The organism is Cellulophaga algicola DSM 14237 (genome assembly GCF_000186265.1).
GTDB classification, from domain to species: domain Bacteria; phylum Bacteroidota; class Bacteroidia; order Flavobacteriales; family Flavobacteriaceae; genus Cellulophaga; species Cellulophaga algicola.
In genome coordinates this window covers 4,816,049-4,829,106 of record NC_014934.1, presented here as the reverse complement: position 1 = coordinate 4,829,106, position 13,058 = coordinate 4,816,049, and the positions used below count along the sequence as shown (strand labels likewise).

Sequence of the window (13,058 nt, the reverse complement as noted above, 5' to 3'; positions counted from 1 at the left end):
AAAATAAGAATATGAAAAAACAAGAAGAAGTAGAATTAAACACGTTGAGTCCTTTTGAAGTAAAAGATACATTAATAAAATTAGCAAAATCAAATCACCAGCATTCAATGATAAATGCCGGTAGAGGTAACCCTAACTGGATCGCTACAAAACCTAGAGATGCCTTTTTTCAACTAGGTCTCTTTGGCTTAGAAGAAAGTAAAAGACAATTTCAGAATTTAGATGGTTTTGGAGGTATTACAGATAAAGACGGTATTACCAAAAGGTTTCAAGCCTATTTAGCCTTAAACAAGAATGTAATAGGGTTGCGTTATCTGAACGATTTATTTCAGTTTGCAATAGAAAATTATAGTGAGGATTCAGACGATTTAATGTTTGAATGGGTTAATGGTATTATAGGAAACAATTATCCTGAACCAGGAAGAATGTTAAAGAATGCTGAAACGATCACTCATGCTTATTTAATGAAGGAAATGAGTGCTGGAAATACAACTCCAGAATCAAAATACGATATTTTTGCAACAGAAGGAGGCACAGCTGCCATGGTATACATTTTCAATTCATTGAAAGAAAACAAGTTCTTAAAAGCTGGAGATACCATTGCAATTGGTACACCAATATTTACGCCGTATTTCGAAATGCCCGTATTAAATGATTATAAATTAAATCTGGTTCTTATTAATGCTGACGAGAACAATAATTGGCAGATTCCAGATGCTGAAATCGATAAACTAAAAGATCCCAAAATAAAGGCATTCTTTTTAGTTAACCCGAGTAATCCTCCTTCAGTTAAATTGAGTGATGAAACCTTGGATAAAATTGCAAAAATTGCAAAAGATAGACAAGACTTAATCTTGCTAACAGATGATGTTTACGGCTCTTTTACAGAGAACTTTACATCATTAGCAATCAAAGCACCAGAGAACACGATTTTGGTGTATTCCTTTTCAAAATATTTTGGTGCTACAGGTTGGAGACTTGGAGTAATAGCGCTTAATGAAAATAATATTTTTGATAAAATGCTTGCCAAGCTACCGGAGGAAGATAAAATAGAATTGCGAGCGCGTTATGAAACAATTTCTTTAAATCCTGATGGTATAAAAATGATAGATCGTTTTATTGCAGACAGTCGTAGTGTTGCTTTAAATCACACAGCTGGTTTATCTACGCCTCAACAAATTCAAATGACGCTATTTTCTTTAGCGACTTTGATTGATACAGAAGGCAAGTATAAAACAGCTGTAAAAAAATTGGTTAGAAATAGATATGACAAGTTATATAAAGATTTACCTGGCTCCCCATTAATTTCTGCTGATAATAAAAACGCTGCATATTATTACTCTTTAGTTGATTTCTTAAATTTAGCAAAAGATAAATACAGTGAAGAATTTAGTACATGGGTTGGTGAAAATTACAATGCTTTAGATCCAGTAATACGTTTGGCTGAAGAAGAATCTATTGTAGCCATGCCAGGAGGTGGTTTTGATGGGCCTGATTGGACTATAAGATTCTCACTTGCCAATTCTTATGCTGAAGACTTTGAGAAAATTAGCATCCTCATAAATGATATCCTAGATGAATATTATAATGAGTTTCAGAATAAATAAAATATCCTTTTGGAATAGCATATTTTTAGGGAAATAGTAGCGTTGATTTATTAGTTTGTCTGTATGTTAAGATTGGTGTAAAAATTAATTTTAACATACAGATTTTTGTTTTTTATAAGTAGCTATACATCACATTTAAAGGTAAAATTTAGGTCAAGAACAAGAATGATATTGCTTCAAGAACGATAAAATGGAAGAGTTAACTTTTATTTAAAGAAGCTTTGAATACCATCAATGCTCTCCATATCCAACATCATCCATTTTACCTTTGAAAACCCTGTATTGAATGATCATATAGATGGCTACAAGTACAATTGCAATAACAAACCAATAAATACCTACGGAAAGGCCATATTCGTCTGCAGCGACGTTGTAAATGGTTAAACTAGGATTTATATCATTTGTAGAGGGTAATACCTTTGGAAAAATTGATGCTACTGTTGTGGTTAATCCTCCAAATAAGAATACGGAAGAAAACAAAAATCCCAATCCATCTCTTTTAAATTTTTTGACATTAAACAGCCCAAATAAACCAATAAAAGTGAGTAGCGGGAAAATCCAAAGCCATGGAGTGCTTAAGAAATTTTGAAATGGTTTAGGTTCTATAACATGCCAAACAGATAAGGAGATGATGACCAAAGCAAGCAATACAAAATTCAGTCTAAAAATAACGGTCTTTAATTTTTCATTAAGATCAGAATTTGTTTTAAAAATAATCCAGTTGGCGCCGTGTATGGTTAGGGAAACTACACCGATTATACCTAATAATACTGTAAACCAATCAAGGATTCCTAAGTGTTCTGCTTGCGGACTAAATGTAGGGTTCCACAACGGGAGAAAAAAGTAATGAGCCTCTTGTGTAGATACGCCTTCTGTAACGATACCTAAGTTTACGCCACGAACAATATTACCTAGAGCAACCCCAAAAAATAAAGCTAAAAGTAAACTAGAGATCCCAAAGGCTTTATCCCAAATAGCTTCCCACATAGCATTATGTACCTGTCCTCTGAGTTCTAAGCCTATTGCTCTAAAGATTAATAGCCATAAGATCATCATTAGGGGCAAGTAAAACCCGCTAAAAGAAGAGGCATAAAGTGTAGGGAAGGCAAAGAATAAAACACCTCCAGTGGCAATTAACCATACTTCATTTGCATCCCAGAAAGGGCCAATGGAATTTGTAATTGCTTTTTTATCTTTTTCTGTTTTAGCAAAGAATAGATGAATAATTCCAGCTCCAAAGTCATAGCCATCTAAGATAACATAAACCGCAAGCATGGTCATTAAAACGATGTACCAAAATAGTTCCATAATTAGTGTTTTACAAGTTGAGGTCCTTTGTTAATTATTTTACCCGCCAATATTAAAAATAGTAATCCAAGCAGTAGATATAGACCTACGAATCCTAAAAGTGTAAAAAGTGTATTTCCAGCGGATACTGTTGGAGAAGCACCTGCGCTTGTTCTTAGCAAATTAAACACCAACCAAGGCTGTCTGCCTAATTCTGCGGTATACCAGCCCATAGTATTGGCGATATAAGGAAAAGGTAAGAGAAAGACCAAGGAATATAGAATCCATTTTGTTTCGTATAATTTTTTTCTAAATAATTGCACAATAGCAAAGAATAATAATCCAATAAAAATGGTCCCTAAACCAACCATAATATGATAGGCATAATACAGCCCTGGGATATTTGTAGGATGTACAGCTTCATCAAATTCATTTAAACCTTTTATTTGCGCATCCCACTTTTGATATGTTAGAAAACTTAAAATGTTAGGTACTGCAATTTTGTTGTCTAATTTTTTATCAACAATGTTGGGTTGACCAATTAAAACAATCTCTGAACCACCTTCTTCCGTTTCAAAAATTCCTTCCATTGCAGCAAAAGTTGCAGGTTGATATTTTACCACATTCTTCGCAGCTAGATCTCCAGTAGGAACGGCAACCAAGACACTAGCAACAAAGCCAAAAATCACTCCAGTTTTTACAAATAATTTGCCAAAAGCATGATGCTTATCATTTAAAATATAAAAGGCACCAATAGCGGCCATTACAAATGAGGCGGTAACTAAAGAGGCTAATTGATTGTGTAAATAAGAAGGGAGCAACCAGGGGTTAGAAAACAAGGCACCAAAATTAGTCAAGACAAATTTTCCGTTTTCTAAAATTTCAAAGCCAACAGGGTGTTGCATCCAGGAATGCGTAGCAATAATTAGATAACCACTCGCCCAAGAACCTAAGAATACCAAGAAGCCTGTTACAAAATGTAGTTTGTGACCTAATAGTTTTTCTCCAAAAATAAAAAGCCCTAGAAATGAAGATTCTAAGAAAAATGAGAACATGCCTTCCATGGCAAGTGTTTGTCCTATAATACCTCCAGTAAGTTCAGAAAATTTAGCCCAATTGGTTCCAAATTGGAATTCCATTGGAATACCAGTAACAACACCCATTGCGAAATTTAAAGCAAATATCTTCATCCAAAATTTAGCAGCGTCGTTGTAAATTTCTTCTTTGTTAAACAAAAATTTTCCTTTGTAATAAACTATCAAAAGAGATAATCCCATGGTAAGTTGTGGGAACAAATAATGAAAGGTGATTGTGAATGCAAATTGTATTCTATCGTAGAAAAGCATGTCTTCCATAAGCTAAAATTTTAAAGGCGTAATTGTGAGGATAAAAATAAGCATCAAACCTAACTTCGAAGGTAACATTGGTTACATATTTAAGTTATTTAACGTATTTGCGGCTTCTATCGTCTTCTGTAACTATTGTTACCTAAATGTAGCCTAAAATTCAGTATTTTTAGAAGCTTAAACTACGATGTGATCCTATGGAAAGAAGAAAGTTTATTACAAGGTCATCTTTAGCTACGCTGACAGGAATTCTAGGAATAGATATTGTGTTTGGAAATTTACTTCCAGAGGCCTATATCCCCTTAGCAATACAAGAAACAGATCCTTTTAAATTATTTAATTTAGATAAGGATATGCTTGTGTTAAATGATAAGCCTTGGAATATAGAAGCACAGGCACATGTATTAGACGATAAGGTTACTCCTAATTCTGCAATGTTTATTCGTAATAATGGAAAAATCCCTGAACATATAGATTTTGAGAATTGGACTTTAACTTTAGAAGGGGAATCTGTAACTACTAAAAAGATATTTACGTTAAGTGAACTTAAGTCCAAATTTAAACATTATACCTATCAGCTAACCTTAGAATGTGGAGGGAATGGGCGTAGTGAGTTTAATCCGCCTGCAAAAGGCAATCAATGGACTATCGGAGCGGTATCTTCAGCAAAATGGACGGGAATTCGTTTAAAAGATGTTTTGGCTGAGGTAGGACTAAAACCAAACGCAGTTTATATTGGGTATCATGCTGCAGACACACATTTAAGTGGAGATCCTAGTAAAGAGCCTATATCACGTGGGGTGCCCTTAGAAAAAGCCTTACAAGAGGAAACTATTTTAGCTTTTAAAATGAACGGAGAAGATATTCCGTTAACTCATGGCTACCCATTGCGGCTTATAGCCGGTGGTTATCCCGCCTCTGCTTCTGGAAAATGGTTGAATAGAATTAGTGTTCGGAATATAGTACATGACGGAGAGAAAATGACAGGCAGCTCTTATAAAGTTCCTAAAAATCCTGTGGCACCCGGTACCACAGTTAAAGAAGAAGATATGCGCATAATAGAATCTATGCCTGTAAAGTCTTTAGTAACCTATCCTAAATCTGGAGCTACTTTAAGTATAAATAAGCAATTAACCATTAGAGGTCATGCATGGGCGGGAGAATTAAATGTTTCTAAGGTTGAATATTCTATTGATTTTGGTAGTACGTGGAGTAGTTGTGCTTTAGAGAAAGAAGTGAATCGTTTTGCATGGCAACATTTTTCTGCTCAAATACAATTTCCCCAAAAAGGGTATTATGAGGTATGGGCAAAAGCGACAGATAGCGATGGGCTTTCTCAACCTATGCTTGTTCCCGGCTGGAATCCTAAAGGATATTTAAATAATGCATGTCATAGAATTGCTGTTAAAGTTGTTTAAATGGGAGTAGAGGAAAAATTTAAACAAAGCGTTAAGGGTATTCATACCCTATTAACAATTCTACTGATAGGTTTTATAGGCGTACTCATAATTCTTTTTTTTACGATTAAGGATGCTACAACTAGTACGACCAATTCCCCAGTGCTACCTCCTGATTATGTTGAGGTGCCCACTCAGGAAGACGATTTAGACAAAATAGAAAATGGTATTCATGTGCGAACAGGTTTTGTAGAAGGTGAGGGATTGCTGTTGGTCGTGCAAAATTGTACCAGTTGTCATTCCGCTAAATTAGTGACGCAGAATAGAATGTCTAAAGAAAAATGGTTAGCAACAATTAGATGGATGCAAGAAACTCAGAATTTATGGGATTTAGGAGTAAATGAAGAACCTATATTAAATTATTTGAGTACGTATTATGCGCCTAATCAAATAGGACGTAGAGCTAATTTAGAAAATGTAGAATGGTATGAACTCAAAGAATAGAGCTTGTTAGAATGGAAGAGTATGCAACTATTTTTATAAAAACCTTTATGGGTACCATTAATTGGACTTGGAAATCTATAACTTTTGAAGTGCCTTGGTATACGAATTATTTTTGGGGATTAATTTTAATCTCAACACTAGTTTGGGGTTTAGAAATTGCATTCCCATGGCGAAAAAATCAGTCTGTTTTCAGAAAAGATTTTTGGTTAGATGGTTTTTATATGTTTTTTAATTTCTTCCTTTTTGTAATTGTGATAAGTGGATTTTATAAAATATTAGAAAAGTTCTTTTCAGACTTAGGAATTAGCGCATCTAGCCTTACATTAATAGATTTTTCTAATTGGCCTAATTGGGCGCAATTACTACTATTCTTTATTATTTTAGACTTTGTACAGTGGTTTACGCACACCTTGCTTCATAAATATGAGTTTTTGTGGAATTTTCATAAAGTACACCATAGCGTAAAAGAGATGGGCTTTGCTGCTCATTTAAGGTATCATTGGATGGAAAATATCTTATACAAACCATTAAAAACTTTTGGGGTTATGATCTTGGGGGGCTTTGAGCCAGAACAAGCTTATATTGTTCATTTTATAGCAATTACAATAGGCCATTTCAATCATTCGAACATAAAAATTACATGGGGCCCTTTTAAATATCTTGTAAATAATCCAGTAATGCATTTGTACCATCATGCCTATGATTTACCCAAGGGCACCTATGGTGTAAACTTTGGTATAAGCTTAAGTATTTGGGATTATATATTTAAAACAAATTATATCCCTGAAGAAAGTGGTACTATTGAGTTAGGATTTAAGGGTGATGATGAGTTTCCTAAAGATTTTATTCACCAGAATATGGAAGGTTTTAGAGGGGTTAAAAAATAACTAAGGTTAAGGTTTTTAATCTTAACCTTAGTTATTTTATGCATAGGCCATATAGCCACCTTTTAAATCAATTATAGTTGTAAAACCCATTTTGTCGAGCTTTTTGGCTGCTCTTTTACTTCGCATACCAGATTGACAGTAGATATAGATCGGCGCTTCCTTATTAAATTTATTAAAAGCACTTTCAAAAAAAGAAGCATTGAAGAAATCGATATTAACCGCCTTCTTAATAGCACCTTTAGCGTATTCATTAGGAGTTCTAACATCTACTAATTGAATATTTTTAGTGGTAATAGCGACTTTGTATTCTGCAGCATTTATAGTTTTTATACTATCGGATTTAGCAGTTCCAAATAGAAAATTTAAGAATGACATAATTTATATATTTTTAAAAAAAAGGAAGTAGTCACAACCACATTACTACTTCCATTAAAACAACCAACCAATAAATTTTAAACTACTAAATAGTTTTAATTTATTATTGTAAAATTAAGGGTTGTTTATAAAAATGGAAGTAACATAAGTTACACAACTTATAAATTAATTACTTTGATGAAATTACGGTGTAATTCTATTTTTCCTAATTCTTCTAGTTTTTTTAATAGTCTAGAAATTACTACTCTAGAACTGTGTAAATCGTAAGCTATTTGTTGGTGTGTGTTATGTATGGTGCTGTCGTTTGTAATTCTGATTTTTTCTTTTAAATATCCCAATAAGCGTTCATCCATATTCTGGAAAGCTATAGAATCAATAGTAGTTAAAAGTTCGGTTAGCCTATTGTGATAACTTTCAAAAACAAAATTTCGCCAGGATTTATATTTCGCTGTCCATTCTTCCATTTTTTGAACAGGAACCATGATTAATTTAGTTTCTGTTTCCGCTATAGCTCTAATTTCACTAATAGATTGTGATAAGCAGCAGCTGAGCGTCATAGAACAGGTATCTCCTTTTTCTAAATAATACAATAAGAGTTCATCACCATCTTTATCTTCTCTTAATATTTTTATAGCCCCAGAAATTAGTAAAGGCATACTTTTAATGTATTCACCAATTTCAATTAATTTAAAACCTTCGGGTACTTCTTTAAAAGTTCCTACTTGAACAATTTCTTCAATTAGTTCTTTTTCAAAAATAGTTCCGTAATTATCAATTAAATCTTTTATCATATAAGGTAGAATTCAGAAAAAATAATGAATCTCAAATTTAAGGATAATATTGAAACAGTGTTTGCTTTATAAGGTGGTAAAAAACATAGATGCTATGCTCCTTAATTTGAGCGTATACTCATATTTTAACAGAAATAATTTCAATATTTTATTAAATCAATACATTTTAGTCTTATTTTTTGCTTAAAAGTTAAATATGCATATATTTGGTAAACCAATTTGGTGAACCAATTAAACTAACAGGATGAAACATAGTGTATTGTCAATAATATTACTCGTGGTGGTGTTCACTTCTTGTAATCCAGAATCTCAAAAAATTGAGATGGCAAATAATGTCGAAGAATTTAATGAAATGGTTAAGAATTTACAACCAGGAGATTCTATTGTTTTGGCAAACGGTATTTGGAAAGATGCAGAACTTGTTTTTGAGGGTAAAGGAACTAACGAAAATCCTATTACATTAACAGTAGAAGATAAAGGAAAGGTAATTTTAGAAGGCGCTTCAAATCTTCAATTAGCGGGTGAGCATTTAATTGTTAGTGGGCTTGTTTTTAAAAATGGATACACACCAACAAATGCTGTTGTTTCTTTTAGAAAAAACAGAGAAGAAATGGCTAACAATTCACGTTTAACAGAATGTGTTATTGATAATTTTAATAATCCAGAACGTCAAGTGCAAGATTACTGGGTTACCATTTATGGTAAAAATAACCGTATAGATCACAATCATATTGTAGGTAAAAAGAATTTAGGGGTAACCATGATTGTTGGTTTAGATACAAAAGAAAGCATACAGAATAATCATAAAATTGATCACAATTATTTTGGCCCACGTCCAACCTTTGGAAATAATGGAGGAGAAACATTACGCATAGGTACTAGTCATACAGCTTTAGAAAACTCTAATACCTTGGTGGAATCTAACTATTTTGATAGAACCAATGGCGAACACGAAATTATATCTAACAAATCTTGTCAAAATACTTTTAAATACAATACATTTTTTGAATGCACAGGAACCTTAACCATGCGTCATGGAAATGAAACCTTAGTAGATGGTAACGTTTTTATTGGTAACGGAAAACCAAGCACTGGAGGTGTTCGTATTATTAACGAAAAACAAACCGTAATTAATAACTACCATATTGGTTTAACAGGATACCGTTTTAGAGGAGCCTTTGTAATGATGAATGGTGTTCCAAATTCATCTCCAAATCGTTATGTGCCCGTAATTAATTCCAAAGCAAACAACAACACGTTTATTAATTGTGATCATATCTTATTTGGAGCTGGAAATGATTCTGAAAGAAGTCAAGCACCAAGAACTTCTGAGTTTTCTGGAAATATCATTTATAATGATAAGATAAAAGACATATTTACTATTGATGCTGATATAAGTGGTATTACATTTAAAGATAATCTTTTAGGTGAAAATGGAGAAACGAGTATTTCTAGCGGATTTGAAAATGCGGCAATCACTTTAGTTAAAAACGAACAAGGGTTCTTGATTCCTACTTCAGCTAAAATAAAAAATAAGGTTACGATTAGTCCAAATATAGCGACCAAAGAAAATACAGGAACAACTTGGTATTCTAAAGCAGATACAGGTGTTGCTCTAAACTCAGGAAAAACAATAAAAGTAGACGCTGGGATTAATACCTTATACGAGATTGTAAAAGAATCTGAAGCTGGAGATATTATAGCATTAGAAGAGGGTGGAACCTATTTAATCACGAAAGCGGTTCAAATTAATCACCCATTGACATTTAAAACCTCAGGAACAAAAAAAGCAACCATATTATTTGAACGCATGATGGCTTTTGAAATTCAAAATGGAGGAAGTCTATGGTTAGAAAATATAACTTTTGACGGTACAAAATCTCCAGACTATGCTGGTAATTCAGTAATCAGTACCAGTAAAAATTCCATGTTAGACAATTACAAGCTGTTTATTGATAACTGCGAATTTAAAGATATGGTGGTCAATCATTCTTTTGATGTTTTAAGAGTATCTAAAGGAACATTTGCAGATACCATTAGTATTCAAAATTCTACATTCAAAAATATTTCTGGACACATTGCTGCGTTAGATACCGAAACAGATGATATTGGAGCGTATAATGTTGAATATATGCTAATGAAAAACAATACCGTTACAGATATGGAAGGTGCTGCTCTAAGGCTATACAGAGGTGGAAAAGATGAAAGTACTTTCGGTCCATTTTTAGAAGTAGACCACAATGTGTTCAATAATGTAGGTTTTGGTAAGAAAAATAAATATAACGCCGCGATGTCTTTATATGGTGTTCAAGTAAATGATATAGAAAACAATATTTTTAATAATACTAAGGGTTTAAAAATGCACTTAGTAGTTGGAGAACCAATTGTAAATGTTATAAATAATGATTATTACAAGTCAGGTGAAATTGAAGTGACTGGTGATGAAAAGTATAATATAAAAAACCTTTATAATATAGAACCAACTTTTAAAGAAGGAACGTTTGAATTAACAGAAGAGTCTTCTTTATTAGGAAAAGGAACAGACCAAAAAGAAATAGGAATTATTGCCAATAACTAATTATGAAGTTCATACAAAGTATCACATTAAAACTCGTGCCTGCTGTACTCCTTATAAGCCTATTTTCTTGTAAAGAAGAAGTAACGGTAGTTTCAAAAGAAGAAGACAAGACAGCCTCAGAGCAAGGAGCACACCCTAATTTAATTTTAACAGCGCAAGGGGTTAAAGATATTAGGGCACAATTAGGGAATATTCCAATTTTTGATGCTACTTTAAAAGCTGTTCAGGAGGAGGTAGATGCTGAAATTTTTTTAGGGATAGATACGCCAATTCCTGAAGATTATTCAGGGGGTTATACACATGTTAGGCACAAGAGTAATATGATAATATTGCAAAAAGCCGGTGTTTTATATCAAATTTTGGATGATGAAAAATATGCGAAATACGTAAAAGACATGCTCATGCAATATGAAGCAATGTATAAAACATTGCCATTGCATCCAAAAACTAGATCTTATGCACGAGGAAAATTATTTTGGCAATGTTTAAATGATGCTAATTGGTTGGTTTATGTGAGTCAAGCGTATGATTGTGTCTACAATTATTTATCTGAAGAAGAACGTAATAAACTTGAAACTAACTTATTTAAACCATTTGCAGATCATATATCTGTAGATAGTCCGCAATTTTACCAAAGAGTTCACAACCATAGTACTTGGGGAAATGCAGCTGTTGGGATGATTGGTTTGGTAATGAACGACCAAGAATTAATTGATCGTGCTTTATACGGAATTAAAGATCTAAAATTAGATACGAAAGAAAAAGATGACGATGGGGGCTTTTTAAATAAAGACGGTAAAGCTGGTTTTTTAGCGAATATAGAAGAGCCTTTCTCTCCAGATGGTTATTATAATGAAGGACCATATTACCAACGCTATGCGATGTATCCTTTTTTAATTTTTGCGGAAGGATTACATAACGTTAAACCAGAATTAAAAATATTTGAGTATAAAGAAGGAGTGTTATTGAAGTCAATTAATGCTCTTCTAAATTTATCGGATGCAGATGGTGATTTTTTTCCGTTAAATGATGGTCAAAAAGGAATGTCTTACTATAATGATGCTTTAGTTACGGCGACAGATATTTCGTATTATTTTGGAACACAAGATCCAGGATTGTTAAGTATCGCTGAAAAACAAAATAAAGTATTATTAGATGATTCGGGCTTGGCAGTTGCACTTGGTATAAAAAATGGATTGGCAAAACCATTCGATAAAAAATCAATTAACTTATCAGATGGACCAGAGGGCACACAAGGTGGAGTTGGTATTTTAAGAAATGAAGACATAGAACTTGTTTTTAAATATGCAGCACAAGGCTCTAGTCACGGGCATTATGATAAGTTATCCTATTCATTATATGAAAATGGGGAAGAAGTGATTCAAGATTATGGTTTAGCACGTTTTGTAAATATCGAACAAAAAGGGGGAGGGAATTACCTAAAGGAAAATAAAACTTGGGCCAAACAAACGATTGCACACAATACCGTGACACAAAATGAAATGTCTCATTTTAATGGGAAATATGAAATAGGAAGTCAAAACCATTCTGTATTGCATTATTTTTCATCAGAAAATGATAACGTTCAAGCAGCTAGCGCAAAAGAAGTAAATGCATATCCAGGAACTGAAATGCTTCGTACGATGGCAATTATTAAAGATCCAGATTTTGAAAAACCATATGTATTAGATATTATGAAGGTAGTTTCTAATAAAGCAAATCAGTATGATTTTCCGTATTACTTTTTAGGACAAGTATTGAATACAAATTTCGAATATAAAGTGCCGGAAACCTTAAAAGCTTTGGGAAGCAAAAATGGGTATCAACATTTATATGTAGAAGGTACAGCGAAATCTGAAACGGAGAACACTAAATTTTCTTGGTTAAATAAAGGTAAGTTTTATACACTAACAACAATAACAGGCAATACGGATGAGTTACTTTTTACAAGAATTGGTGCAAACGATCCAGAATTTAATTTGCGACGCGAAGCTGCTTTAATGTTAAGGCGAAAAAACACTCAAAACACACTTTTTGTTTCTGCCATTGAAGCACACGGAAGTTATAGTCCAGTTACAGAATCTGCAGTTAATTCTAACAGTGCTATTACAGCATTAAAAGTAGTTTTAGATACAGAAGATTATACAGCGATAGCAATAACCAATGTAAACGGTACTACTAAACTGTTTATAACAGCAAACACGAACGCTGGTAAAGAGGCAAAGCATAACTTAAAAATTAACAATAAGGATTATGAGTGGTCAGGTCCTTATTGTTTCAAATAAA

At 33.0% G+C, this 13,058-nt stretch carries 10 protein-coding genes; 6 read left to right on the top strand and 4 right to left on the bottom strand.

The window, feature by feature from the left end; all coding sequences use genetic code 11:
- Positions 1–11 precede the first annotated feature (11 nt).
- The gene (locus tag CELAL_RS20970) at positions 12–1,607 is read left to right on the top strand and encodes a bifunctional aspartate transaminase/aspartate 4-decarboxylase (protein WP_013552920.1); all 1,596 of its coding nucleotides are present in this window, start codon (positions 12–14) and stop codon (positions 1,605–1,607) included.
- Positions 1,608–1,838: 231 nt separating this feature from the next.
- On the opposite strand, the gene cydB is transcribed toward CELAL_RS20970, so the two are convergent.
- Positions 1,839–2,915, bottom strand: coding sequence for a cytochrome d ubiquinol oxidase subunit II (cydB, locus tag CELAL_RS20965; RefSeq protein ID WP_013552919.1), 1,077 nt, complete (start codon positions 2,913–2,915; stop codon positions 1,839–1,841).
- Positions 2,916–2,917: 2 nt separating this feature from the next.
- Complete coding sequence (locus CELAL_RS20960) at positions 2,918–4,249, bottom strand: cytochrome ubiquinol oxidase subunit I (protein WP_013552918.1); 1,332 nt, start codon at positions 4,247–4,249, stop codon at positions 2,918–2,920.
- Between the two features lie 188 nt (positions 4,250–4,437).
- Here CELAL_RS20960 and CELAL_RS20955 point away from each other — a divergent pair, with 188 nt between their 5' ends.
- The 3 genes from CELAL_RS20955 to CELAL_RS20945 are packed head-to-tail and all read left to right on the top strand — an operon-like array spanning position 4,438 to position 7,028.
- Complete coding sequence (locus tag CELAL_RS20955) at positions 4,438–5,658, top strand: sulfite oxidase (RefSeq protein WP_013552917.1); 1,221 nt, start codon at positions 4,438–4,440, stop codon at positions 5,656–5,658.
- Entirely contained in the window at positions 5,659–6,141 is a 483-nt protein-coding gene (locus tag CELAL_RS20950) for a hypothetical protein (RefSeq protein WP_013552916.1), read from the top strand. It abuts the gene before it with no gap.
- Positions 6,142–6,152: 11 nt separating this feature from the next.
- Positions 6,153–7,028, top strand: coding sequence for a sterol desaturase family protein (locus tag CELAL_RS20945; RefSeq protein WP_041557858.1), 876 nt, complete (start codon positions 6,153–6,155; stop codon positions 7,026–7,028).
- 36 nt (positions 7,029–7,064) lie between these two features.
- On the opposite strand, the gene CELAL_RS20940 is transcribed toward CELAL_RS20945, so the two are convergent.
- Together CELAL_RS20940 and CELAL_RS20935 are read right to left on the bottom strand one after the other, a co-directional pair.
- Positions 7,065–7,403 carry a rhodanese-like domain-containing protein gene (locus CELAL_RS20940; protein ID WP_013552914.1) on the bottom strand — a complete coding sequence of 113 codons (339 nt, stop codon included), beginning with the start codon at positions 7,401–7,403 and terminating at the stop codon, positions 7,065–7,067.
- A gap of 158 nt (positions 7,404–7,561) precedes the next feature.
- Positions 7,562–8,194: a Crp/Fnr family transcriptional regulator gene (locus CELAL_RS20935; protein ID WP_013552913.1), complete on the bottom strand. Its 633-nt coding sequence runs from the start codon at positions 8,192–8,194 to the stop codon at positions 7,562–7,564.
- A gap of 244 nt (positions 8,195–8,438) precedes the next feature.
- On the opposite strand from CELAL_RS20935, the gene CELAL_RS20930 reads away from it, so the two are divergent.
- On the top strand, positions 8,439–10,772 hold the full coding sequence (locus CELAL_RS20930) for a polysaccharide lyase 6 family protein (protein WP_013552912.1): 2,334 nt from the start codon (positions 8,439–8,441) through the stop codon (positions 10,770–10,772).
- A 2-nt stretch (positions 10,773–10,774) separates the two neighbouring features.
- Positions 10,775–13,057, top strand: coding sequence for an alginate lyase family protein (locus tag CELAL_RS20925; RefSeq protein ID WP_013552911.1), 2,283 nt, complete (start codon positions 10,775–10,777; stop codon positions 13,055–13,057).
- The last annotated feature ends 1 nt before the right edge of the window (position 13,058 follow it).

Bases quoted from the DNA above. Each gene is read 5' to 3' on its own strand.
- CELAL_RS20970 (WP_013552920.1), top strand. From the start codon at position 12: ATGAAAAAACAAGAAGAAGTAGAATTAAACACGTTGAGTCCTTTTGAA.
- cydB (WP_013552919.1), bottom strand. From the start codon at position 2,915: ATGGAACTATTTTGGTACATCGTTTTAATGACCATGCTTGCGGTTTAT.
- CELAL_RS20960 (WP_013552918.1), bottom strand. From the start codon at position 4,249: ATGGAAGACATGCTTTTCTACGATAGAATACAATTTGCATTCACAATC.
- CELAL_RS20955 (WP_013552917.1), top strand. From the start codon at position 4,438: ATGGAAAGAAGAAAGTTTATTACAAGGTCATCTTTAGCTACGCTGACA.
- CELAL_RS20950 (WP_013552916.1), top strand. From the start codon at position 5,659: ATGGGAGTAGAGGAAAAATTTAAACAAAGCGTTAAGGGTATTCATACC.
- CELAL_RS20945 (WP_041557858.1), top strand. From the start codon at position 6,153: ATGGAAGAGTATGCAACTATTTTTATAAAAACCTTTATGGGTACCATT.
- CELAL_RS20940 (WP_013552914.1), bottom strand. From the start codon at position 7,403: ATGTCATTCTTAAATTTTCTATTTGGAACTGCTAAATCCGATAGTATA.
- CELAL_RS20935 (WP_013552913.1), bottom strand. From the start codon at position 8,194: ATGATAAAAGATTTAATTGATAATTACGGAACTATTTTTGAAAAAGAA.
- CELAL_RS20930 (WP_013552912.1), top strand. From the start codon at position 8,439: ATGAAACATAGTGTATTGTCAATAATATTACTCGTGGTGGTGTTCACT.
- CELAL_RS20925 (WP_013552911.1), top strand. From the start codon at position 10,775: ATGAAGTTCATACAAAGTATCACATTAAAACTCGTGCCTGCTGTACTC.